Source organism: Colwellia sp. 5_MG-2023, assembly GCF_030547795.1.
Classification (GTDB): domain Bacteria; phylum Pseudomonadota; class Gammaproteobacteria; order Enterobacterales; family Alteromonadaceae; genus Colwellia.
Genome location: NZ_JAUOPW010000006.1, coordinates 23,575 through 49,595, shown reverse-complemented (window position 1 = coordinate 49,595; position 26,021 = coordinate 23,575). Strand labels below are relative to the sequence as shown.

The window sequence follows — 26,021 nt, the reverse complement described above, 5'->3', positions numbered from 1 at the left end:
ACCTGAATGTGATTTAAAATATTTTTAATCAGTCAAAACAAGAAAGCTGTACTCTGTTGATCAGAGTACAGCTTTTTATGTAGGTTTACTTGTTAATAATTAATTAAAATAATAGGAATAGTTTAACTAACTTGTACATTAAATAAATATTTGAGTTTAAAACTAATTATTTACTCGTAGTACTTATTAACGTTATAAGGTTAATTTTAAAATATTTTAGGTTGATGCCTGATATAGGTCTGTTTGTGGTACAACAAACTTTTTATTGAATTTGGCCGATAATACACCTTTGCGACGAGCCAGTGAAACTTCGAGTTTCTTCGCTACTTTAGCAATTGCCGCATACAACTGTTTATCTGATGCATTTACGGTAACTTGCTCACCTTCATACAAAGTGGTTACTTCAAGTTTTTGTTGATGCGGCTCAACAGTAATGGTTGATTCTAATGTCATGATTGACGGATAATGCTTAGAGATTTTCGCGAATTTATTCTCGATAGATTGCTTAATACCTTCTGTAATTTCAACATGGTGTCCAGAAATTTTAATATTCATAATCTTACCTCTTGGTCATCTTAATCGTAAACTAATCATTCTTTACATCTTCATAATCCTCCTCTCGTCATAAAAATGCAATAGTAATATGGTAGATAAATGCAATTAAATGTAACTAAAAATTATACATTTTTTATCACACTTTTGATTACATTTAAGGCATGAAAAATGCTTGGTATTATGCGTTGAAAACGCAAAAAATAGAGAGTAAAAAAAACGGCAAGTAACTTAAGTACTTGCCGTTTTATAAAATGAAAATAATGTTACGTAATTTTAAATAGAAGCTATTTAAAGTGCCTATCAAAGAAATTCATAATAGTATTATTCAAATGAACTTTTACTTTTTTACCTTTCATGCTGTGTTTGCTACCAGGGTATGTCATTAGTTCAAATTGTTTATTTTCGTCTTGTAATGTCTTAATCAATTTTGTGGTATTGGTAAACAACACATTATCATCAGCCATCCCATGATAAATCAATAATGGATTTTTTAATTCAGGAGCGTAAGGGAAAACACTCGATTTATCATAACCCTCGTTATTAACACTTGGATGGTTTAAATAACGTTCAGTGTAGTGAGTGTCATATAATAACCAGTCAGTTACTGGCGCGCCACTAACACCGGCTTTGAAGTAATCACCGGCTTTGAAAAGAGCCATTAATGCCATATACCCACCATATGAATGGCCATAAATACCAATGCGCTCTTTATCGACAAAAGGTAATTCATGTAAGTATTTAACACCTGTTATTTGATCTTCTATTTCTACTTGCCCCAATTTTTCATAAATAGGAAATTCAAAAGCAGTACCTCGAAAATTAGAGCCTCTATTATCTAGTTGGAAGACAATATAGCCTTGTTGTAACATGTATTGAGTAAAGTCTGCTCCTTCCCATGCGTTTTTAACTTTCTGCACGTGAGGACCACCGTAAACATTAACAATAACAGGATATTTTTTACCTGGAGCCATATCATTAGGGGTATATAATTTATAATAGAGTGTTGCTGTACCATCGTCGCTAGTGAGTGTGCCAAAATTAGGTTGAATTAAATCATCATAATATGGGTTACTAGGATGCGTAGCATCTATTTTGTTTTCCGCTAGCCAAGTTATGTGCTTGCCATTAGCGTCATGTAAACTCACTTGGGTAGGTGTATATATGTTAGAGAAACTATCGATATAACTTGCGTTATCTTTACTAAAACTGATGTTATGGAAACCATTACGTTGACTTAAGCGCGCGACATGCTCAGGAGAGTTCCCATGTAATGGTACGCTGTATAAGTGACGTTCAAGTGGAGTGTCTGCACGACCAGTAAAATAAATCAGCCCATTAGTTTCATCAATTTGGTTAATTTCATCTACTACCCAGTTTCCTTTAGTTAGTTGATTTATTAACTCTCCTTCATTAGTAAAGTGATATAAATGCTTAAAACCATCTCGTTCTGAAGCCCAAATAAACGATTTATTATCATTTAAAAATTTAAGGTCATTATGTAGGTTTATCCAATGATCTGAATGTTCTGTAATTAATGTTTTTTGATCACGTGTTTTTAGGTTATAGGTTTTTAACTTTAAGGTTTTTTGATCACGACTCTGCCATTGATAAGATAAAACTTTGCTGTCAGGTAGCCATTTTACACGTGGAATATAAATATCATTTTTATTTCCTTTCGATGTACCACCCTCGGCTTCATCTAATTTAACAAAACGAATTTTTTTCCCTTTTATATCGGTTACCGCTAATTGTATTGTGACATTATTGGTGCCAGTGGCAGGGTAGCGTTGTTCAATTAACTTGATTTCTTCTGCGTATATTTCATTGCGTATTACCGTTTGTACTGGTGTTTCATCTACACGTAAAAAAGCAATGTGCTTTTCATCTGGAGACCACCAATAACCAGTCATTCGATCCATTTCTTCTTGAGCAACAAACTCACTCATGCCATTTTTTATTGTACCTTTACCATCTTTGGTTAATTGTGTTTCTTTACCGGTATTAATGTTTAGTATGAATACGTTTTGATCACGAATGAAGGATGCGTAGTTACCTTTTGGAGAGAATTTTACATCTGTTTCAAATGCGTCTGTTTGGGTTAGGCGTTTCGCTGTTTTGCTTGCTAAATGGTAGTAGTAAATATCACCATTAAGTGGAAATAATAGCGCATTACCATCATTTGAAAAGGTATATTCTATAATACCAAAGCCATAAACCCGTTGACGTTCACGACGGGCTTTTTCTTCATCAGATAATATTTCCGGACCAGTAAATAACACCTGAGAGTCGACAAGTAAGTTATTTTTTTTGCTTTTAAGATTGTATTCCCATAAATCATAACGATTTAAATCGTCACTTTTCCCTTGTAAATAGGTCACTCGTGAGCCGTCTGGGGAAAACTTTAACGACTTAGGTGTTTGTCCATTTAAATCTGGAGAGCTATAAATACGTTCAATAGTTAATGGCATTGTTGTTTTATCTACTTGAGTAGTGTCTTGTTCTGTTGAATGTACTGTATTTGAAAAAATAAGTACTGATGTAAGCAGAGTACAAGAAGTAAAGAAAGAGCTGACTAATTTTTTGTTCATGTATAAACCAATTTATATTTGTAAATGTTATAAGAAAAGGTGATTTACTATCATTTATATCACCTCTAATGCTTCGCTTAATTTTTTGACACCAATGACTTCCATACCTTTTATCGCTTGTTTAGGCATATTATTAAAAGGAACTATGGCTCGTTTAAAGCCATGTTTTGCTGCTTCATTTATGCGTTCTTGACCGCTTGGTACCGGCCGTATTTCTCCAGATAAACCTACTTCACCAAAAATGACTAAGTCTTGTGGTAGGGCGTTATCTTTAAAGCTAGAAACTAATGCAAGAATTAACGCTAAATCGATACTGGTTTCTGTCACTTTTATACCGCCAACAACATTGACGAACACATCTTGATCGTTAAGCTGAAGACCACCATGACGGTGTAAAATAGCCAGTAACATTGATAATCTATTTTGATCTGCACCAACGGCAACACGGCGTGGGTTTCCTAAAGCAGAATGATCAACCAAGGCTTGAATTTCTACCAATAAAGGACGAGTTCCTTCCCATAACACCATCACAACACTGCCGGCCGTTTGTTCTTCGGTGCGACTAAGAAAAATAGCAGAAGGGTTTTTAACTTCTTTTAACCCTTCGCCGGTCATGGCAAATACACCTAATTCATTAACAGCACCAAAACGGTTTTTATTACCACGAAGTGTTCTATAGCGAGAATCAGTACTACCTTCCAGCATAATCGAGCAATCAATACAATGTTCTAGTACTTTAGGGCCAGCTAGAGAGCCGTCTTTAGTAACATGGCCAACTAATAATATAGCAACATGGTATTGTTTAGCAAAACGTGTCAAATAAGCGGCGCTTTCTCTGACTTGTGAAACACTACCAGGTGCAGATTGTATTTCACTCATGTGCATTACTTGAATAGAGTCAATTACAATAATCTTAGGTTGCTCTTTTATGGCAATTTGACAAATATTTTCAACGCTTGTTTCTGAAAGCATCTGTAATTTATCTGTAGGTAAACTTAAGCGTTTAGCACGCATTGCAACTTGCTGTAATGACTCTTCACCTGTGATATACAAAGCCGGCATATTAGACGCTAAAGTACACATAGTTTGTAGTAATAAAGTACTTTTCCCTGCGCCCGGTTCCCCACCAATCAAAATAGCGCTTCCAGGTACAATACCGCCACCAAGAACGCGATCAAATTCAGCAAAGCCAGATGAAAATCGAGGTAGATCTGTCAAATCAATATCGTCAAGAGTTTGGACTTTTGCTTGTTCATTGTGCGCAGCACCTGCAAACCCAGCAAAGTTTCCACCACGAGCAGGTAGTTTTGCTTGTCTAAATTCTGAAATAGTATTCCAAGCTTTACAGTCATTACATTGACCTAGCCATCGAGAATATTCAGAGCCACAATCTGTGCAGACATAGGCGGCTTTAGCTTTAGCCATACATTCCCTCTTTGTTGTTTATTAGTTATAGGCACAAAAATTGCTTAGTTATTGCTATATCTGTATTGTTGCAGAGAGCTGCAAGATGATGTATTAAATACTATAGCTGAATTTAAGTCGTTCAAATTATAATGCTATTTGAGCTTGCATTATACTTTATTCAAGAAATTCTTTATTAAACAATAAGAGTAAACATAATATTATTCTATGAGCAAAGACTTTTCAAAATACCAAAAGATAATTCATAACTTTCGCGGTGAAGTAAATAAGCCAAGTTTTGATATCAAGTTTACTCAACAGACTAAACAGATGACTAAGACGGAAAAATTCTTATTAAAAATGGAATTGAAACGCTTAGCGAGCACTTGTACTCGGTCTATTGATTTACGTGGTTTAGTTAACGGAGATTGTAAGTTATTTCAATATTGTGGGCAAAGCCACTTTTTAGATGACATTGCTATTAATGTATTTCAAGAAAATGTAGATAAATATCAAGGTTATACTTTCGGCGTTTATGAAGCAGTAAAAAATACAGAAAATAATTTCCGTGTTATTTATCAGAAAGAACAACAGCATATAGATCAGCTAAAATCAAAAGAAGCACAGGTAGAACTTCCTAAAAAAACAATCGAGAAACTTCAATACCCTGTTAAGTACGTTCCTTGTAGTCAACGATATAATCGAATGGAAGAACGAATGAATTTTGTTGTGCCTTTTGCAATAGCGTTGGACGATAATCAGAAAAAGTCAGTGAATAGTATTGATATCAGCGTGACAGGATTAAAGTTTCGATTGAATAGTAAGTTACCTCTTTATATAGACCAAAAAATTACAATCGTTTTCAAAGATATTGAAAGTGACTTTCAATTTTCTCGCGGAGACAGTTTAGAATATCAAATAAAAAATATTTACAGTGATGAAAATACCCAACTTGTTGGTTGCCAACGTATAGATGATTTTGAAAATGATGACTTTAAAACCTTTTTACTTGATTATATTCAAGTTAATAAACGTAGATATAAAATTAATTTAGAAAATACTATTGCGGCATTACAATCTAGAAGCTTTGAACAATATGTTTTACCCAAAATTAATGAGTTACCTATATATTTTCAACTAAACGACAATCAAATTATTCCTCGTTATGTATTAACAACAAACAATAATCAACCTACCTTTCAATACTGGCAAGATGAAGAGCACCACTCTAATTTACATTCACTCGTTAATGAAGCGCGCTTGCCTCGTTTGTTAAAAAGATATAAGCAAGGTAAGTCGCTGTTGGTTTACAGCTTTATTCATCAACACCAAGGTAAAGACTATTTTTATACTGTAGATGAAGAGCAATTATCTCAAGAAAATGACTTTTTCCCTGAGTTTTTTACTTTTGCAGCTAAAAGAGCTTCTTTTTCAGTGACCAAATTAACTTACTTTACTATTGATAAGTCAACGATACACTCTCCTTTTATTTTATCAAATAGCCAAGATCCAGATGAACAATATATAAACCCACCCCCTTCAAAAGAAGTGATTAATTGTATTGATTCATTGTCCTTTGGTGTTGTTGCTAGTGATATTACGCATCAAACCTCTATTGTTGAGTATCAAGGTTTTTCAAATAAAGGAATAGATGTAAATAAATTGAAAAAGTTTGGACATAAGCGTTTAAAAAATAAATTGGTTGTTCAGCAGTTAGGCATCAGCTATAAGAATTTGCGACAAGAGCCTAGGTTTATTTATAAAACGCCGGTTATATTGGAAAATAATAAACAAGAATGGCAAGCGAACTCTATCGACTTCTCTGTTTCAGGTGTTAAGTTGGTACTAAGTGAAGGTGTAGGGGTTCGTGCTGGTGATGTTATTAGCATGACATTTCCAAGCCTACAAAAGATAACTTCATCCCATGAATTGAAAAAATTACCTTATGAGGTTATAAAAGTTAATCAGAAAAAAACAGTGCTTAATTGCAAAGTTTATATTAGATCACACCAGCATGTAGGTCGCACATTTTTTAAATTATTAATTGAGAAAAATAAAGAGAAGCTAACCACTGATGAAGGAAGTTCATTGTTGCCGGGTTTAGCTGAATCACTGCGTACACACTATTCTCAATGCATTGAAGTTCCTACATTAATTGTACAAACAAGTGGTAGCCGTTACAAAGTAGAAGTGCTGGTTACCAATAATCAGGATAATGATTTTTTAGAGCGATTACGTATACTTAGTGATAGAAAAGGCTATTACAATTTCTATCCTATATTAACCAAGCTATATAAGGATAACTTTCTTGATTCTTGCCTGAAGAAGCTGGTAATAAATGCTGAGCCTATTACTGATGTTCTTTATATTTCTATTGCTAATAATGTTGATCAAATTGATAAAGGGGTGAGTATAAAGTTTGAGCGAGAGTTGAATACGTCAGCGTTGAGGAAAAACTTTATCAAGCAAGCAACCCAAAAAGGCAGTTTCTTCAGTTTTCAATTAAAAATATCACGTACTAACACACCTAATTTAGAATATTTAAACGCTGAGCTTAGCTATATTAGTACTTATGCTATACACCGTAGTAAACAAATAGAGCAAGATATTTTGAGTGTTGTTGCATCTATTCAATGTATCGATATTACGCATGAAGTTTTGTACAGCCATCGATTATAGTTAATACCTCGAATTTTAATGACTGTAGAGTGCAGTTATCGGCTCTATTATTTATAATAGAGCCGTCTAGTTAGGCTAACCAATGTAATAAACAATCTAACCCTTGTTGGTTAATGCTACTATCAGCTTGTGCTAATACAATGGGTTTAGCGTGAAATGCAACGCCGAAGTTAGCAGCAGCCATCATCACAAGATCATTAGCGCCATCACCCATAGCAACGGTTTGAGCATGAGGAATTTGATATTTATCTGCTAATAAATTTAATGAATCTGCCTTTACTTGCGCATCGACAACACTACCTAAGACTTTTCCGGTGAGTTTACCGTCAACAATCTCTAATACATTAGCAAAAGTTGCATCAAGAGCTAACATATCCTTAAGGTGATCAGCAAAATAAGTGAAGCCCCCAGATGCGACTGCGATACGCCAATTATGTTTTTTAAGCTCGCTAATTAATGTTTCTAATCCCGCCATTAATGGAATGTTTTTTGCTACATCGGCAAGAATTTTCTCAGGTGCATTAGCTAATGTTGCAACACGTTGATGTAAGCTTTGAGAGAAATCTAATTGACCTTGCATAGCTAATTCTGTTACCGCAGATACTTCTTCACCAACACCTGCTAATTTCGCTATTTCATCAATACATTCAATTTCAATGGTGGTTGAATCCATATCCATGACTAATAACCCTGGTGTATTAAGCTTTGGAGCATTTAGAATTAATGCCGCCTCTATTTTATTTGCTAAGGCAAAGTCAGCAATGGCTTGGCGAGATTTAATGAAATCAGTACAAGTCACATTAAAACGATAACTTGTCTGGTTATTGCGGGTGTTTATTGCAATTAAGCTATCAATAGTAAAATAGCCATTACCTTGCAATAATAGTAAATTTTGTAATGTTAAATCAGAAAACACCACTAATTCAGGTTTTGATGAGTCAATATTATGACCTTCATTTAATGCTAAGCGCTCATCATTTAAAGTAAAATCAAGAGGTAATTTACTTTTAATTTCACTCTGTGCAAAGTGATTTTCAAGCGATAATGATGATATTTCAGTAGAAAAGGATACAGTAGTAGAAAAAGACACGTTAACTCTCTATTATAGGTGCATGTATTTCGATACCATGCATTTTTATGATGAATAAATTAGAACAGCCTTTATACCCTAAACTATCGTCAATTTATAATAAAATTCTGCAATTAGTTAGTGCTATTTTGCTTATAGTCTTGCTGCTGGTATTTTTAGTGGATAATACAGAAAAAAATAATCAAATTATTGAGCAGCATTTTGAACAAGTTGCCGATAAACTTTTAGGGCAAGCTATTGCCGGCATTTCAGTAATTTTAATGAATAATAGTAATTCTATCTCCAAAATAGAACGTAATGCTCAAGTACAGTCCTATGTAAATAATCTTGCTGATGCTGATTATATTAAACATGTACATTTTTATGATAACACTGGACAGTTACTGTTGAAGTCCGAGTCGAGTGGTGAAGTTAGCAGTACGATTAAATATCTTTATGGTATTGATGAAGTGATGCCGTCACTTGATAAAAGTAAACTATATGTTCCCGTTATTAAAGAAATTAGAAATACGGAGCTTCAGGGCTATTTACGACTGACGATAGAAAAGTCTTATTTAACGTCAGCGTTAATGCATAACAACTATGAAAGTCATACATCGTTCAGGTTATTACTTATTGTCGCAGGCGTTATCGGTTTTCTCCTGACACGAGGTTTAAATCGATTTAGTAGACAAGGCTATAGAGCACCGAAAACCTACTAATTAAAGAATAACTCTTCAACATTATGCTCTATCTGTGCAGCAATCATTGTTGCTGGCTCGTCTCTTATCACTGATAAAGCCTGAAATACTGCAAGTACATTTAGTGGAGAGTTATTGCTGCCTTGAGTTCCAAAAGGGGGCATAGACGGAGCATCAGTTTCTAATAATAAGCTGGATAAAGGTAGACGCTTTACTGCATCAATTGTTTTTTTAGCTCTAGGGTAGGTGATAGTACCGCCAATACCTAGCTTAAACCCTAAATTCACATAGTCTTTAGCTTGTTGATAACTTCCTGAAAATGCATGTATAACCCCTGCGTTTGCCAGTTTATATTGTTTTAGTAACGCTAGTATTAGTGGGTGTGATTGGCAGTGATGAATAATAACGGGTAAATTATTTTCTTTTGCAATGCCTAATTGCATTTCAAAAAACGCTTCTTGTAATTGAATGTTTTTATTATATTCATCTTCATTCCTTGTACTTGTTTTTGCTTTGCAAATATCAATACCGCACTCTCCAATCGCAACAATTTTATTCTGATGAGAGCTATGGTTATCGATGATCGCTTGCTTGAGTTTAAGCTCCTGTGAAGCAACATCATAATTTTTTGGCAAGTTAATATCTTGTTGTATAACAAACCAAGGATGAAAGCCTAAGCTGCATGTTATATTTATTGGTGTGATTTTTTCTGTTAACGATATGACTCTTTGCCAGTGGCTTGGCTTAACAGCAGGAACAATAATACGGTGAATGTTATTTGTGTCACATTGCTGTAGAAGTTGAGAGAGGTTAGCGTCAAAGGCAGAGAAATCAAGATGGCAATGACTATCGGTAAACTGCATCATCGCCTCTTTATTTTATAAAAAACTAACGAACAATGGTTGGTGACTGCTCGTTAATTATTTATTCTAGTTGAAATTTTTTAAGTAAATCGTATGTAAGTCAGCAGCGCTTTTGTTTTAACAACATGGTTAGCACTGCTGGCTCGTTATTACTTAGCCGATAAATGCTCTTGCATTGCGGAACATGCGAACCCAAGGTGAATCTTCACCCCAGCTATCAGGATGCCATGAATTAGCAACCGTTCTAAATACACGTTCAGGATGAGGCATCATAATGGTTACACGACCATCAGTCGTTGTTAATGAGGTAATACCGTCTACTGAGCCGTTAGGGTTAGCAGGGTAAGTTTCAGTAACATCACCGTAGTTATTGACAAAACGCATTGATACTGTGCCTGAATTATTTGCAGCATCAATTGCTTCATCAGATTTAAACTCAGCATGACCTTCACCGTGTGAAACAGCGATTGGCATACGAGAACCTGCCATACCTTTAAATAATACAGAAGGACTTTCTTGAATTTCAACTAATGAGAAACGTGCTTCAAAGCGCTCAGATTTGTTTTGCACAAAATGAGGCCAGTGCTCAGCGCCAGGGATGATTTCTTTTAAATTAGATAACATCTGACAACCGTTACACACACCTAAACTAAAGGTATCTTCACGTTCAAAGAAAGCCTTAAACATAGCACGTGCATTGGTATTAAATAGAATTGATTTTGCCCAACCTTCACCAGCACCTAATACGTCACCGTATGAGAAACCACCGCAAGCAACTAAACCATTAAAATCGGCTAAATCAGTTCTGCCAGATAATATGTCTGACATATGCACATCAATAGCTACAAAACCGGCTCTATCAAAGGATGCCGCCATTTCTACATGGGAGTTAACACCTTGCTCACGTAAAATAGCAATGCGTGGGTTGGTGAGCACACTATTAGTAGAATTAGCAGCATCTTTAGCAATCAAATCGGCCACAATATCTTCATTAATATCAAATGTAAGCTTTGTGTTTAAGCCTGGATCTTCAGTATCAAATTTAACATCATGTTCTTGTTGAGCACATTCAGGATTATCACGCAGCGATTGCATTTTATAAGTTGTTTGTGCCCAAGTAGTGCGGTAATAAGTACGAGAATTCTCCAGTACTACTTCACCGTCACGGCTAAAGCGAATAATGTCTTCGTCATTAAGCGTACCTACTACAGTACTGCAAGCTAAAATACCGTGCTCAGTTAAAACAGAATTAACTGTTTCAATGTCACTGTCAAGTACTTGAATTACACCACCTAACTCTTCATTGAATAAGGTTGCTAAATCATCGTTAGCACCATTTGATAACTTACTGATATCAATATCAACACCTGTATGGCCTGCAAATGCCATTTCACTAATCGTTGTAAATAAGCCACCATCTGAAATATCGTGATAAGCAATGACTTTTTCAGCGCGAACTAAGGTTTGCATCGCGTTGAAGAAGCCTTTTAATATTTCTGGATTATCAACATCTGGTGTTTCACTACCAAGTTGTTTGTAAACTTGTGCTAAACATGAACCACCCAAGCGTTTTTTGCCTTGAGATAAGTCAATAGCGATAAGACGTGTTGCACCTTTATCAGAGCGAAGCTCTGGAGTGACTGTTTTACGTATATCTTCAACAGCACCAAAAGCTGTAATAATAAGTGAAAGTGGAGATGTTACTGATTTTTGTACACCATCATCTTCCCATTGAGTCTTCATTGACATTGAGTCTTTGCCCACAGGGATAGTTAAGCCAAGCGCAGGGCATAACTCCTCACCAATGGCTTTAACCGCTTCATAAAGACCAGCATCTTCGCCAGGGTGACCGGCAGGTGACATCCAGTTTGCAGAAAGTTTGATACGGTTTAATCTATCACCGTCAGAGCCAGCGATATCAGTACCTGCAATATTGGTTAGTGATTCAGCTACAGCTAAGCGAGCAGAAGCACCAAAGTTTAATAAGGCAACCGGCGTACGTTCGCCTAACGACATCGCTTCACCGTGGTAAGAATCAAGCGCTGATGCGGTAACACCACAATCGGCAACAGGAACTTGCCAAGGACCAACCATTTGATCACGATTAACCATACCGGTTACAGATCTATCACCAATGGTTATAAGAAACGTTTTTTCAGCAACGGTAGGAAGACTTAAGATTCTATCTGCAGCATCAGTTAATGTAACTTTACTTAAATCTAGGCAATCTCCAACGGCTTTTGCTGACTTAACATCTTTGATAATCTTAGGTGTTTTACCTAACAGAACATCAAGTGGTAAATCAATTGGTGTATTTAGTTTTTCATCATCAGCGAAATGTGAATCAGTAACCGTTAAGTGTTCTTCTTCTGTAGCACGACCAACAACTGCATATGGTGCACGTTCACGTTCACATATTTTTTTAAACGTTGCTAAATTTTTATCTGAAACAGCAATAACGTAACGCTCTTGAGATTCGTTACACCAAATTTCATGTGGTGCCATGCTGCGTTCATCATTTGGCACATTACGCAGTTCAAATACACCACCACGTCCGCCATCAGATACTAATTCAGGAAAGGCATTAGATAAACCACCTGCGCCAACATCATGAATGAAGGCGATTGGATTGTTTTCACCAAGTTGCCAACACTTATCGATTACTTCCTGACAACGACGTTCCATTTCAGGGTTTTCACGTTGAACAGAGGCAAAATCTAGATTTTCAGCGGATTGACCTGAAGCCATTGATGATGCTGCACCGCCACCTAAACCAATGTTCATTGCCGGACCACCTAAAGCGATCAAGTTTGCACCTACAACGATTTCACGCTTTTGTACGTGCTCATCACGAATATTACCTAAACCACCAGCAAGCATAATAGGCTTATGGTAACCACGTACTTCAACGCCGTTGAATGAATTAACTTCTTCTTCGTAAGTACGGAAGTAACCTAAAATAGCAGGACGACCAAATTCATTGTTAAATGCTGCGCCACCCAATGGACCTTCCATCATAATGTCGAATGCATTAACAATACGGCTTGGTTTGCCAAAATCGGTTTCCCAAGGTTGGACAAACTCAGGAATACGTAAATTAGACACAGAAAAACCAACTAAACCTGCTTTAGGTTTAGAGCCTACACCTGTTGCCCCTTCATCACGAATTTCACCACCACTACCTGTTGCTGCACCTGGATAAGGTGAAATAGCAGTAGGGTGGTTATGGGTTTCAACCTTCATCAATACCTGAATATCTTCCTGGTGATAACCGTAAACATTTGTTTCAGCATTAGGGAAGAAACGTCCACCTTTATTACCAACCATTACAGCAGCATTATCACTATAAGCACTAAGCACGTAATCGCTGTTTAGTTCGTGTGTATTACGAATCATTTTAAATAATGATTTCTCTTGCTTAACGCCATCAATAGTCCAATCAGCGTTAAATATTTTATGGCGACAATGTTCTGAGTTTGCTTGCGCAAACATATATAGTTCAATATCGTGCGGGTTGCGGCCTAATTTAGTGAAGTTTTCAAATAAATAATTAACTTCATCTTCAGCAAGTGCTAAGCCTAATTCAACGTTAGCGTTAACTAAAGCTGCCTTACCACCGTTTTCAATATCAATGGCTGCAAGCTTGCCTGGTTCGCTGCTAGCAAATAATAAGCTTGCTTGCTCAAAGTCATTGAAAATACTTTCCATCATGCGGTCATGCAATAATGCATTTAATTGTACTTCTTGAGCTGAAGTTAATGTTTTACCATCCTCTATTGATACGTAGTAAGCAATACCACGCTCCAAACGAACGATGTTAGTAAGACCACAGTTATGTGCAATATCAGTAGATTTAGATGACCAAGGAGAGATAGTGCCTGGACGAGGAGTCACCAATAAAAACAAACCATTAGGTTGATGTTCTTCAATGGTAGGACCATAAGTAAGTAATTGCTGTAATACATTCTCATCGTTTGAACTTAATTCTTCTTTAAGTTGAGCAAAATGAGCAAATTCAGCATAAATATCATTTACCGGTAGCTGTAATTCTTCACATTGAGTTAATAACTTTTTAACTCTGAATTCCGAAAGTGCAGGAGCGCCACGAAGGTTTTTAATTAACGTCGTCTTAGGCATCGTCATAGGGTAATCACCAAGTTTTTATAGGTTTTTTGATTAGACTAACTATCGAGCTTAGCCTAAGCGAAAATTTCGCGCGTATTATAGTTTAAAACTCAACTTTTAGTAAGCGTTAAAAGCTTCTGTTTGTATGAAAATTTAACTTTTAAAAAAAGAGCTTGGCTAACAAGGAAATACACGACACAATTACACTATGAAATTTATAAATTGTCACTCAAAAAAGTCATTAATAATACAAAAGGTATTTATTACTTTTCTATTACTTGGGGCGCTTGTTTCTTGTAGTGAAAAAAATCAAAAAGTAACCTTTGAACGTATTATTGAGCGTGGTTATATCACGATTGGTACTTTATATGGTGCCAATAGTTTTTATGCGCAAGGTAATGATATTCAAGGTAATGGCATGGAGATGGATGCCTACGCAGGATTTGAATATGAATTGGCAAAACAGTATGCTGATTATTTAAATGTCTCGTTAAAAATTGTACCAAGTTACTCTTTGGATGAACTCTTTGCTAAGCTAAATTCTGGAGAAGTTGATCTGCTGGCTGCTGGCTTAGCAGTAACAGAAAAGCGTTTGCTTGATTTTGATTTTGCCCCGAGCTATACAAATGTCAGTCAAAAATTGGTCTTTAAACAAGGTAATGTAAGACCTAGAGAAGTAAGCGATTTGACAGGAACTTTAATGGTGACAGCTAGCTCTAGCCATGTAGAAAGTTTAAATAAACTTAAACAAATTCATCCTGATCTTAAATGGATTGAAACAAGTGATTTTGACGGTGAAGAGTTATTGGCTAAATTACTTAATGATGAAATAGATTATACCATTGTTGACAGTAATACGCTGGCGTCAAGTCGTCGCTATTATCCTGAAATTAGTATCGGTTTTACTATTCAAGAAACAGAGCCTTTAGCATGGATGGTAAATAAAACTACTGACGACGCTATTTTAGCAAGTTTAGTCGAGTTTTTTGGTCAAGTTCATCACAATGGTTCTTTGCTGGCGCTAGATGATAAATACTATGGACATATTGAGCAGTTCAATTACGTAGAAACACGCACTTTTATTAAGGCTGTGAAAACTAGATTACCTGAATATCAAAATATTTTTCAAAAATATAGTCAAGATATCGATTGGCGATTACTGGCAGCAATTAGTTATCAAGAATCGCATTGGAAGCCACATGCTCGTTCACATACCGGTGTAAGAGGTATGATGATGTTAACGTTAGCTACGGCTAAACAAATGGGGATCAAAAGTCGTTTAGATCCAGAACAAAGTATTCGTGGTGGAAGTAAATATTTCAAGCGCATGATAGCTAAAATGCCTGATCGAATTCCAAATCCAGATCGTATTTGGTTTGCGTTAGCGTCTTATAATGTTGGTTTTGGCCATTTAAATGATGCACGTATTATTACACAGCAACAAGGCGGTGATCCTGATCGCTGGGTAGAAGTAAAAGCTCGCTTACCATTATTACAACAAAAGAAATATTATAAAAATACAAAATATGGTTACGCTCGAGGAACTGAGCCGGTGCATTATGTTGATAATATTCGCCGTTACTACGATACGCTAACTTGGCTAGATGACAAGTCAAAAGAAGCTATTGAGAAAGCCATTGAAGAAGTTGAAGCAATGGACGCCGCAGAAAAAAGTTTAGAAGAAGAAGCAGCTGAATAAAAGTGTTGTTTCGATGGTATTATTTTTTTTAATTTAATCCTTTGCCTTATTCTTTGCTGATATTAGCTGATTCCATATTTAGATACATGCGAAATCCAGCAATAGCGACTACTTAGAACAATTTAATTAACTTGTATTTTGTCATATTCGTGTCATATTTATCGACAATAATGTGTGCGAATTAATTTTAACTACTAATACAAGAGAGAATAAAATGAAAAATAGAAGACAAGCAACTGCAAGAAAGAAACATTTAAAAGTACAACATCATAAAGTAAACTCACGACGTCAATTTTTCTTCAATCAAGTTGTGAATCAAGAGTCAGCACAACAAACAAAAGAAAATTAATTCTTTTGTTTTTACTATGGTAAGTAATAAATTATTTAAACTCTGATGTAAGCTTTAATGCTTTCTTAGCTAATTTCTTTTCACTACGTCTGCGTTTAAAAAAGCCTGATAATAATTCACTACATTGCTCAACCATAATCCCACCATCTACCTCTATTTGATGGTTTAGTTGCGATGTTCCTACCAGATTGAAAATACTTCCAGCAGCGCCTGTTTTTAAGTCGGGGCTTGCATACACTAAACGCTGAATTCTACTATGTACCAATAAACCTGCACACATAGGACAAGGTTCAAGCGTTACATACAAAGTGCAGTTCAATAGTCGATAATTATTAAGGTATTTTCCTGCTTGGCGGATTGCGATCATCTCAGCATGAGCAGAGGGATCATTACGTAATATAGATTGATTAAAGCCTTCACCGATAATATCTCCTTGATAGACAACGACGGCACCAACAGGAATTTCATTATGTTGCTCTGCTTGTTGGGCGAGTTCATATGCTCGTTGCATAAAAGTTAGATCATTGTCAGTGGTCATTAAAGAAAAAGCTCCAGTAAATCATTTAAATATCTATGTCCAAGCGCTGTTACCTGCCATGTTTCTTGATTAGGGGGAGTATCAAGGCATTCCATTAATAGTTTAGTTTGTGCCTGTTGTAATATTGGTAATATAGTGGTTGAAGCTAACCCCGTTCGTTGTTGATAATGGCTGAGTGTAAAAGGGGAAGATAATCTTAATTGGTTCATCATATACTCAAATGGTAACTCTTCATGAGAGACAGTAGTTAAGTGATCTAGTGGATCTCGAGTTGAATCTAGGTACCCTTTAGGATGCTTTACTTTTACTGTTCGTTGAATAATGTTTGACTCAACATTGGTAATTTTACCGTGAGCACCACAACCTATCCCAAGGTAATCACCAAAGCGCCAGTAATTTAGATTATGTTGGCATTGCTTGCTGTTTTTATTGTCTTTTTCCGTCGGCTTTAAACTAAAAGCTGATATTTCGTATTGCTTATAACCAGCCTCAGTTAGTAATTTGAAGCCTTTGTCTTGAATATTCCATAAGGTTTCATCTTGCGGTAGTTTTGGTGGTTTAGAATAAAAAGCTGTATTAGGCTCAATAGTTAATTGATACCAAGAAAGGTGATCGGGCTTAAGGTTAATCGCCGTTTTTAAATCGTCTAGAGCATTTTCGATACTTTGATTAGGTAAGCCGTGCATTAAATCTAAATTAAAGCTTTGAACACCAGAATTTGTAGCAAGTTGTGCAGCTTGCTTTGCTTGGTCAACATTATGAATTCTACCAAGTTTGACTAATTTTTCTGATTCAAAACTTTGTACGCCAATAGACAAGCGAGTAACCCCTGCCTTGGCAAAGCCAATAAATTTATCTGCTTCTACAGTACCTGGGTTTGCTTCTAGTGTAACTTCTATCAATTCTTCTGGTGCAGCGCTTTGTAATGCACCATTAATAAATCGTGAAAATACTTGTTGCAGTAAACTTTCAATCGATTGCGCTGAAAATAAACTAGGTGTTCCGCCACCAATAAAAATAGAATGTAGTGGTCTTTTTTGTAAATTAAATCGCTCAATATCTGCATCTAAATCAGCGATCAAAGCCTGTACATAATCTTGTTCAGGTATTTTTGATTTAAGTGCATGGGAATTAAAATCACAATAAGGACACTTTTCAACACACCATGGTATGTGAATATATAAAGAAAGCGGTGGTGTTGTTAACAAGTTAGTACTCACTATTAATTTCTATGTTACAAGCCAAATAAATTGTTTTTATAATTACTTGGCTAATTTTTTTATCAGTTGTGCTAAAGCTTGACCACGATGACTTAGCTTATTTTTCACTTCACGGGGTAATTGTGCTGAGGACAATTGTAAGTCTTCTTGCCAAAAAATAGGATCATAACCAAAACCTTGCTCGCCTTTTTTTTCGTGGCTAATACTACCTTGCCAAATACCATGACAAATAATGGGGGTAGGGTCATTTTCATGTTTCATATATACCAATACACAATGGAAGCGTGCTTTGCGTTGTTCAGTAGGCGTATCTTTTAATGCATTAAGAAGCTTGCTCATATTGTCATTGTCAGTGACGTGATCACCAACAATATCACTCGCATAACGGGCAGAATAAACACCAGGAGCGCCATTTAACGCATCAACTTCTAAACCTGAATCATCAGCAATAGCAGGTAATCCTGTTATTTTAGCTGCATGGCGCGCTTTGATAATGGCATTTTCAACGAAAGTTGTACCTGTTTCTGCAATGTCTGGCACATTAAAATTACTTTGCGGTACTATTTCTATTTGATATTTACTAAGCAGGCTAGCTAACTCTTTAACTTTACCTTGGTTGCCAGTGGCTAAAACTATTGTAGGCATAAATGACAGGACTATATAAATGAATAATTGTCGGCAATAATACGGGAAAAAAGAGAGCGGTACTAGGTTATATTCTCAAGGTTATGACCCTAAGCCCTTTATACCTTCTCTTTTGGTATAGATTTAATCAACATAAAATTTTTGGGAAAACGTTAATGTCTGCTGTTCTTTACCGTCATTAATTTCCAAGGTGAAATGCAATGTTTCTTCATCGTTATAGCTAACTTGCGCTAAATAATAGATAGCATCACCTTCTTTTACTTCTTCAAACGCTAAGTTTTTAAATTGGCCCAAATTATTTTTTGCTTGGCCAATAATACTAACCGTTTTAGCTGGGTGACCTGCCTTTGTATTATCAAGTACTGAAATATTAACTAATCCATTATAGCGACTACGCGTTATACCGTAAGCTTTAGCTATTTCAGGCGTAAAAAAGGTTGAACCGATTGCCATGTAATGAACGTTCATTGAGCCTAATGGTTTCATGTTTTCGGCGTTAGCACTCGATATAACTAATAAGCTTATCGTGAACGCCAATAATAATTTAACGATTAGATTATTCATATTATTTCCTGATTTGTTGGTTTAAAAATAGCCGGCTCTAAATAGATAGTAATAAAACAGACTTTTTATTTTTTATATTAATTCAAATGGGCGGTGCTAGTTATCTCACCTCAAGTTTATATTTAAGATGTTTATGAGTATAATATCCACGCCTCTCTGAACCTCTATTTTGCGTTATAAAGCTCCCCAGTAGGGTAAAGATCCTGACAGGAGAATATTGATAACATTCATCGCTAAAAAGGCAACAATCATAGATAAATCTAAACCACCTAAATTAGGAATAATACGTCTAATAGGGTTTAAAAATGGTTCAGTGAGTTGATGGAATACTGCTAGGGTAGGGTTATAACCTTGAACAACCCAACTCATTACCGCCATAATAATCATTATCATAAACAATAAAAAGCCCGCTTGTTTTAACAGCACTAACAAACCGATATAAAAAGCTAATAAACCTAAGCTTTGACCTGTTATGGCTGCTAAGGTAAAAAACTTTAAAGTGGCGACAGCATATGCAATTAATATTGTGGCTAAATCTATCCCACCTAATCCAGGTACAATACGGCGTACCGGCACAACCAAAGGATTACTCACTTTTACAACGAACTGACTTAAAGGATTATAAAAATCAGCTTTTACCCATTGCAGCCAAACTCTCATGATCAAAATTATTAATAAGGCATCAAAAGCGAATCTTAATAAGTATGTAATTGCTTCCATATTTTCTCCTAAGTAGCAATATAATCTCTTAGTATACTGCTATTGTATTTATTGTAATCTACACTCTATTTGTTACTTGAAATGTTAGTTGCCTTTTGCCATTTCTTCAGCTCGGGCTATTGCGGCATTCATTGCATTACCGACCATTTCTTCAATACCGTCTGCTCTAAACTGCTCAAGAGCAGCAAAGGTCGTGCCGCCTTTTGAAGTGACATTTTCTCGTAGTGTACTAATTGCTGCACTGCTATGCTCTACCATTTGTGCTGCACCAAGTGCAGTTTGTTGTACTAACATTCTGCTTTCTTCTGCGCTAAAGCCTAGCGTTTGTGCGTGTTTTTCCATTGCTTCCATAAACAAGAAAAAATAAGCGGGTGCAGAGCCTGCCACAGCAATAACATCATTTATTTTATCCTCAGTTGGGAGCCAGATCACTTTACCAACAGCAGACATCAACTTATCACTTGCAGCTTTTTGTTCTTTACTGACTTCATTTGAAGCAAACATGCCACTCATGCCTAAACCTAATTGTGATGGTGTGTTTGGCATAACGCGAACAAGGGCGGCATTACAATGAAGTGCCTGTTGAATTTGAGCAACTGTTGTACCCGCAGCTACAGAAATAAACAATTTATTTGATATATCTAATGCACTACTAAGTTGCTCACAAACATCACAAATAAAATGTGGTTTTACACTTAATACGATAATATCAGCAAAAGTTGCCGCTTCGATATTATCACTGGTATGTTGTACGCCAAACTCGTTAGCTAGCTGTACTCTTTTCTCAGGAGACGGATTGGCAACCATAATGTTTTTTGCTGCAACACCTGAGCTTATTAGCCCTACAATGATTGCACGGGCCATATTACCTGCGCCAATAAATGCTATTTTATTCATGAAAATTATCTACCTTTTTGTGCGAATACGTTTTGTTAGGTTACTTGTGTCAGAGTACTTTTTTAGGGTACTTTCTTCAGAGGAAGTACTGACTTATATTTAACTTCTCTCTCCAAAAATGGCCGTACCAATTCTGACCATAGTGGAACCATGTGTAATAGCCAACGTTAAATCGTTCGACATTCCCATGGATAGCGTATCTACAGTAGGATATTGGGCCTGTAATTTGTTAAACAAGTGCTGCATTTTTACATAACTTGTTTCTCCAGCATTTTTCTCTGGAATGGCCATTAATCCTCGTAAGGTGAGTTTATCACAATTATTAACGACTTCAGCCAAAGAAAATACTTCATCTATCATAATGCCAGATTTCGATGCCTCTTCACTAATATTGACTTGTAAACAAATGTTTAGCGCGTTATCTTTGCAAGGAACTTGCTGATTTAAATCATTTAAATGTTCATTTAAGCGTAATGCTATTTTGGCTCTATCTACACTGTGAACCCAGTTGAAGTTTTGAGCGATAAGCTTGGTTTTATTCGATTGAATAGGGCCAATAAAATGCCAGCAAATATTAGATAAATGTGACAGTTTAGTGATTTTCTCTACTGCCTCTTGTAAATAGTTTTCACCAAAATCACGCTGTCCAGCTAAGTAAGCTTGTTCTATTGCTGCTATAGGTTTAGTTTTACTTACGGCAAGCAAAGTTATAGGATTTTGTCTACTATCGGAATATGACAGATTTTCTTGCTTAGAGGTAATATCCGCGTGATGATGAAAATTAACACGAGAACTTGCATGGTAAGCCTGATCTATTTTTGATTTTATTTTTTGGATATTTTCGTTAATTTTATTCATTATGTTAGTTAGTAGCATTTGACTGATATATTTTTATTGATAATAACAGTTTGTGAGATTGGTATAAAATACTAACGATCGCTATTTTGGACTGTGATACTTTTACCATCTATATTTTGATAAATAATACCACCGAGGTTTTTTATGGATATTACTGAACTACTTGCCTTTAGTGTGCAACATGAAGCATCAGATTTACACTTATCGACCGGGTCACCGCCTTTGATTCGTGTTGATGGTGATGTTCGTAAACTTAATATACCCGCTTTTGACGCTAAAGATGTTAACGCATTAGTCTACGACATTATGAATGATCGTCAACGTAAAGAATATGAAGAAAAGTTAGAAGTGGATTTCTCCTTTGAAGTGCCTAATTTGGCTCGTTTTAGGGTTAATGCTTTTAATCAAAATAGGGGGCCTGCAGCGGTATTTCGTACTATCCCGAGTACAATATTATCTCTTGATGATTTAGGTTGCCCTGATATTTTTAGGGATATCTCTGATACGCCGCGTGGTTTAGTTTTGGTTACAGGTCCTACAGGCTCAGGTAAATCGACAACGTTAGCGGCAATGGTTGATTATATTAATGATTCGAAAAATGATCATATTTTAACTATCGAAGATCCAATAGAATTTGTACATGAAAATAAAATGTGTTTGATTAATCAGCGTGAAGTACATCGTGATACATTAAGTTTTGAGGCAGCATTACGTTCAGCTTTACGTGAAGATCCAGATGTTATTCTTGTCGGTGAAATGCGTGATTTAGAAACTATTCGTCTTGCCATGACTGCCGCTGAAACAGGGCACTTGGTTTTTGGTACCCTTCATACAACGTCTGCTCCTAAAACGATTGATCGTATTATTGATGTTTTTCCGGCAGCGGAAAAAGCGATGGTACGCTCCATGTTATCAGAGTCTCTTAGAGCCGTTATTTCTCAAACGTTAATTAAAAAAGTGGGCGGTGGTCGTGTCGCCGCTCATGAGATTATGATTGGTACGCCAGCTATTCGTAATTTAATTCGTGAAGATAAAATTGCACAAATGTATTCATCAATTCAAACGGGTATGTCGAATGGTATGCAAACCATGGATCAGTGCTTACAAAATTTAGTTAGTCGAGGCATTATTACTAAAGGCTCGGCTATGGAAAAAGCCGTTGATAAAAATCAGTTCAGAAGCTTTTAAATTATGTGTAATTAATAAGATAGGAATAATTAATGGCTTTTCATCAGTTATTAGAAAAAATGGTTGCTGCACAAGCTTCCGATATGTTCGTTACCGCAAAGTTACCTGTTAGTGCAAAAATTAATGGTGAGTTACAGCCTATTGATGATCAGGTTTTAACTGCAAAAGATGCATTAGCTTTAGTGCATAACGCGATGAATGAAAAACAGATTCGTCAATTTGATGAAGAAAAAGAATGTAATTTTGCCATTTCAATTGATGGAATAGGACGTTTTCGTATTTCTGCTTTTTGGCAGCGTGATATGGCAGGTATGGTTGTTCGTCGTATCGTTACCGAAATACCTGATGCCGATGAACTTGGATTACCGTCTGTGCTGAAAGATGTTGTGATGTCAAAACGTGGCTTAGTGCTTTTTGTTGGTGGTACAGGTACTGGTAAATCAACGTCAATGGCATCATTAATTGGTTATCGAAATCGTAATGCACGTGGGCATATTCTTACCATTGAAGATCCAGTGGAATTTGTTCATGAACATGGTAAAAGTATGATAACTCAGCGTGAAGTCGGCTTGGATACCGAATCATTTGATGCTGCTTTGAAAAGCTCTTTACGACAAGCGCCTGATGTTATTCTGATTGGTGAGATTCGTAGTAAAGAAATCATGGAACATGCATTAAGTTTTGCAGAAACAGGTCATTTATGTATTGCTACTTTACATGCTAACAATGCAAACCAAGCAATCGATCGTATTATGCATTTAGTACCCGCTGATCAGCATGGTAAATTATTATTTGATTTAGCATTGAATCTTAGGGGGATTATTGCTCAGCAATTGGTGCCAACTCAAGATGGTAATGGCCGGGTTGCTGCGATTGAAATTTTATTAAACTCGCCTTATGTATCAGAGCTTATTAAAAAAGGGGATGTTGGTAGCCTCAAAGATGTCATGAAAAAATCAAATGAACAAGGTATGCAAACCTTTGACCAAGCATTATTTAATTTATATGACGAAGGCTTAATTACTTATGCTGATGCGCTTCATCATGCTGATTCTCCAAATGATTTACGTTTAATGATTAAACTACGAAGTAACGATCAAAGTGGTACCGGAGGGCTCGCAGGTGTAACACTTGATGGGCTTGACGACTATACTGACTAACCGCTTTACTATATTTTAGTTGCTAATTTTTAATAGTTTTAAATTATTAAATGTTAGCTGCTAATTTCTCTTTATATCTCAATGCTAATATTTTTAATAAATCTCGCCAAGTAATAATTCCTATTGGTTCATTTTGGTTATTGACTACTGGTAAGCAGGACACATTATTATCATATAAAAGTAAGACTGCTTCGTTTAGTGATTGTTGTGCTTGAATGGTAATTAAATTGCGAGCCATTATTAAATGCAGCTTTTTTTGCATTAAAGCGGTATCTCTGAAGGTTTCATGGCTCGTGCCAACCGTTGGGCTTAGATGTTTATATAAATCTCTATCTGTAATTACACCGGCTAATAAACCATTCTCGTCAGTAATAATAGCGTGATGTACGTTGTTATTTTCAAAAAGATCCTTGGCCTTACTTAATGGAGAGTCCATAGAAAGGGTAAGTAAACTGCGGTTCATTAACTTTTCAATTTTCATATGTTTATTCTACTTTTAATGATTCCATAATGGTGAGTATAGCAATAGATAATTTTCCATGAAAACTATCGCCTTATATAAAATTGTATGCTTAGATGGTTTAATAAAATAAAAATGTTAATTATCTATTTTTTAACAAGTATAGCAACAGCTGTTATCGCTATACTATGTATTCTAAAACGCAGCATTTCCGAATCATAGAGGCAATTAATAATGGCGAAAAATTTATATAGTGCATTAGACGATCAACAAGAAATTAGTCAAATTGATAATGTGTTATTAATGCAAAAAAAAGCCTTTGTAAATGACCCTTACCTTTCTGCACAAGCACGTATAGATGATTTAGTTAAATTAAAATCAGCTATTCTTAGCTCTCAAGAGGCTTTACTTCAAGCCCTGTCAAAGGATTTTGGCTGCCGTAGTATTGACGATAGTAAAATGGCTGATTTAATGCCTACAATTATGGGTATTAATTATGCTATTAAACATATTAAAAAATGGATGAAACCATCAAAACGTCATGTGGGGTTACTTTTTCAACCTGCGAAAGCTTTTGTTATGTATCAGCCGTTAGGGGTTGTTGGCATTATTACACCGTGGAACTATCCATTATTTTTATCGCTTGGCCCTTTGACCACCGCACTTGCTGCTGGGAATAGAGCGATGATTAAAATGTCTGAATTTACACCTGCTACAAATGATGTAGTAAAAGAAATGCTGTTGAGTATATTCTCAAACGATAAAGTGGCTGTAATTAATGGTGGCTCTGATGTTGCCTCTCACTTTTCTGAACAACCTTTTGATCATTTGATTTTTACTGGGTCAACCCGTGTTGGTAAAGTTGTTATGGCAGCAGCAGCTAAAAATTTAACGCCAGTTACTTTAGAGTTAGGCGGTAAATCACCAACAATTATTGATGATGAAATTGAGATTAACGATGCTGTCTCCCGTTTTATTTTAGCTAAAACGCTTAACGCAGGACAAACCTGTGTCGCACCTGATTATCTTCTTTGCCCTGAGCGACGAGTTGATGAATTAAAGCATGCGATAAGCAAACAATTTATAAAAATGTACCCTAGTGTGGCTGATAATAACGATTATGGTGCAATAATTAATGATATGCAGTTACAGCGATTGAACCAATGGCTAGAAGATGCAAGAGCTAAAGGAGCTATTTTAACGCCATTAGGTAATGACAATCTGCAAGATTGTTTGTCGGCAGGTAAAATTCCATTAACGTTAGTTAATAATGTAAATGACAAAATGCTGTTAATGCAGGAAGAAATTTTTGGGCCTATTTTACCTATCGTTAGTTATAAGGATATAGATGATGCGATTGCTTATGTAAATGCTAGGCCTCGTCCACTGGCTTTATATTTATGTAGTCATAATACTGATATTCAGCAAATGGTACTTGAAAAAACACATGCTGGCGGTGTTTGTTTAAATGATGCAGCAATGCATGTGGCTCAAGATGATATGCCATTTGGTGGCATAGGCCCCTCAGGTATGGGCCATTATCATGGCCATGAAGGTTTTTTAACTTTTTCCAAAGCAAAATCAGTCTTTAAAAAAGGTAAAATAAATACGGCATCTACTGCATTTCCTCCCTATAATAAATTAGTTCATAAACTTATTTATAAACTATTTTTAAAATAATACTCTCCTTTTATTAATGAGAAGGTAAAACGCTCTACATTATTTTATAATAAACTATC

The 26,021-nt window shown here is 35.9% G+C and carries 21 protein-coding genes; 7 read left to right on the top strand and 14 right to left on the bottom strand.

Annotation, left to right across the window (positions count from 1 at the left end; genetic code table 11):
• Positions 1-216: 216 nt before the first annotated feature.
• From raiA to radA, 3 genes are all read right to left on the bottom strand, one after another.
• A complete protein-coding gene (gene raiA, locus Q4496_RS06670; RefSeq protein WP_215971312.1) occupies positions 217-555 on the bottom strand; it encodes a ribosome-associated translation inhibitor RaiA in 339 nt (112 codons plus the stop codon).
• A gap of 284 nt (positions 556-839) precedes the next feature.
• Positions 840-3,023, bottom strand: coding sequence for a S9 family peptidase (locus Q4496_RS06665; protein ID WP_252727314.1), 2,184 nt, complete (start codon positions 3,021-3,023; stop codon positions 840-842).
• 174 nt (positions 3,024-3,197) lie between these two features.
• Positions 3,198-4,568, bottom strand: coding sequence for a DNA repair protein RadA (gene radA / locus Q4496_RS06660; protein WP_303610123.1), 1,371 nt, complete (start codon positions 4,566-4,568; stop codon positions 3,198-3,200).
• Positions 4,569-4,775: 207 nt separating this feature from the next.
• On the opposite strand from radA, the gene Q4496_RS06655 reads away from it, so the two are divergent.
• The gene (locus tag Q4496_RS06655; protein ID WP_303610122.1) at positions 4,776-7,226 is read left to right on the top strand and encodes a PilZ domain-containing protein; all 2,451 of its coding nucleotides are present in this window, start codon (positions 4,776-4,778) and stop codon (positions 7,224-7,226) included.
• A gap of 70 nt (positions 7,227-7,296) precedes the next feature.
• Here the strand turns inward: Q4496_RS06655 and serB are convergent, their stop codons facing one another.
• Positions 7,297-8,316, bottom strand: a complete 1,020-nt coding sequence (gene serB / locus Q4496_RS06650; protein ID WP_303495258.1) for a phosphoserine phosphatase SerB — start codon at positions 8,314-8,316, stop codon at positions 7,297-7,299.
• Positions 8,317-8,363: 47 nt separating this feature from the next.
• Here serB and Q4496_RS06645 point away from each other — a divergent pair, with 47 nt between their 5' ends.
• On the top strand, positions 8,364-9,017 hold the full coding sequence (locus tag Q4496_RS06645; RefSeq protein ID WP_215971308.1) for an AhpA/YtjB family protein: 654 nt from the start codon (positions 8,364-8,366) through the stop codon (positions 9,015-9,017).
• Here the strand turns inward: Q4496_RS06645 and Q4496_RS06640 are convergent.
• Both Q4496_RS06640 and purL read right to left on the bottom strand, forming a co-directional pair.
• A complete protein-coding gene (locus tag Q4496_RS06640; protein WP_303610121.1) occupies positions 9,014-9,859 on the bottom strand; it encodes a TatD family hydrolase in 846 nt (281 codons plus the stop codon). The genes Q4496_RS06645 and Q4496_RS06640 overlap by 4 nt on opposite strands.
• Positions 9,860-10,012: 153 nt before the next feature.
• Positions 10,013-13,978: a phosphoribosylformylglycinamidine synthase gene (gene purL / locus Q4496_RS06635; RefSeq protein WP_303610143.1), complete on the bottom strand. Its 3,966-nt coding sequence runs from the start codon at positions 13,976-13,978 to the stop codon at positions 10,013-10,015.
• Positions 13,979-14,192: 214 nt separating this feature from the next.
• Between purL and mltF the strand changes: the two genes are divergently transcribed.
• Together mltF and Q4496_RS06625 are read left to right on the top strand one after the other, a co-directional pair.
• The gene (gene mltF / locus Q4496_RS06630; protein WP_215971306.1) at positions 14,193-15,683 is read left to right on the top strand and encodes a membrane-bound lytic murein transglycosylase MltF; all 1,491 of its coding nucleotides are present in this window, start codon (positions 14,193-14,195) and stop codon (positions 15,681-15,683) included.
• 214 nt (positions 15,684-15,897) lie between these two features.
• On the top strand, positions 15,898-16,032 hold the full coding sequence (locus Q4496_RS06625; RefSeq protein WP_289847510.1) for a hypothetical protein: 135 nt from the start codon (positions 15,898-15,900) through the stop codon (positions 16,030-16,032).
• 31 nt (positions 16,033-16,063) lie between these two features.
• Here Q4496_RS06625 and tadA read toward each other — a convergent pair whose 3' ends face one another.
• From tadA to Q4496_RS06590, 7 genes are all read right to left on the bottom strand, one after another.
• Positions 16,064-16,570 (bottom strand): tRNA adenosine(34) deaminase TadA, encoded by a 507-nt coding sequence (tadA, locus tag Q4496_RS06620; protein WP_215971305.1) that lies wholly within the window; start codon positions 16,568-16,570, stop codon positions 16,064-16,066.
• Positions 16,570-17,790, bottom strand: a complete 1,221-nt coding sequence (gene hemW, locus Q4496_RS06615; protein WP_303610120.1) for a radical SAM family heme chaperone HemW — start codon at positions 17,788-17,790, stop codon at positions 16,570-16,572. The genes tadA and hemW overlap by 1 nt, the downstream gene beginning before the upstream one ends.
• Before the next feature lie 42 nt (positions 17,791-17,832).
• A complete protein-coding gene (gene rdgB, locus Q4496_RS06610; RefSeq protein WP_215971304.1) occupies positions 17,833-18,435 on the bottom strand; it encodes an RdgB/HAM1 family non-canonical purine NTP pyrophosphatase in 603 nt (200 codons plus the stop codon).
• A gap of 123 nt (positions 18,436-18,558) precedes the next feature.
• The gene (locus tag Q4496_RS06605; protein WP_215971303.1) at positions 18,559-18,999 is read right to left on the bottom strand and encodes a DUF4426 domain-containing protein; all 441 of its coding nucleotides are present in this window, start codon (positions 18,997-18,999) and stop codon (positions 18,559-18,561) included.
• Positions 19,000-19,173: 174 nt separating this feature from the next.
• Entirely contained in the window at positions 19,174-19,719 is a 546-nt protein-coding gene (locus tag Q4496_RS06600) for a YggT family protein (protein ID WP_215971302.1), read from the bottom strand.
• Positions 19,720-19,803: 84 nt separating this feature from the next.
• On the bottom strand, positions 19,804-20,622 hold the full coding sequence (gene proC, locus Q4496_RS06595; protein WP_215971374.1) for a pyrroline-5-carboxylate reductase: 819 nt from the start codon (positions 20,620-20,622) through the stop codon (positions 19,804-19,806).
• A 93-nt stretch (positions 20,623-20,715) separates the two neighbouring features.
• Positions 20,716-21,474, bottom strand: coding sequence for a YggS family pyridoxal phosphate-dependent enzyme (locus Q4496_RS06590; protein ID WP_215971301.1), 759 nt, complete (start codon positions 21,472-21,474; stop codon positions 20,716-20,718).
• 144 nt (positions 21,475-21,618) lie between these two features.
• Between Q4496_RS06590 and Q4496_RS06585 the strand changes: the two genes are divergently transcribed.
• Positions 21,619-22,662: a type IV pilus twitching motility protein PilT gene (locus Q4496_RS06585; RefSeq protein ID WP_215971300.1), complete on the top strand. Its 1,044-nt coding sequence runs from the start codon at positions 21,619-21,621 to the stop codon at positions 22,660-22,662.
• A 32-nt stretch (positions 22,663-22,694) separates the two neighbouring features.
• Positions 22,695-23,822: a PilT/PilU family type 4a pilus ATPase gene (locus Q4496_RS06580; RefSeq protein WP_215971299.1), complete on the top strand. Its 1,128-nt coding sequence runs from the start codon at positions 22,695-22,697 to the stop codon at positions 23,820-23,822.
• Between the two features lie 46 nt (positions 23,823-23,868).
• On the opposite strand, the gene Q4496_RS06575 is transcribed toward Q4496_RS06580, so the two are convergent.
• The gene (locus Q4496_RS06575) at positions 23,869-24,303 is read right to left on the bottom strand and encodes a CBS domain-containing protein (protein WP_303610119.1); all 435 of its coding nucleotides are present in this window, start codon (positions 24,301-24,303) and stop codon (positions 23,869-23,871) included.
• Positions 24,304-24,516: 213 nt separating this feature from the next.
• Between Q4496_RS06575 and Q4496_RS06570 the strand changes: the two genes are divergently transcribed.
• On the top strand, positions 24,517-25,962 hold the full coding sequence (locus tag Q4496_RS06570; protein ID WP_303610118.1) for a coniferyl aldehyde dehydrogenase: 1,446 nt from the start codon (positions 24,517-24,519) through the stop codon (positions 25,960-25,962).
• Positions 25,963-26,021: the final 59 nt, after the last annotated feature.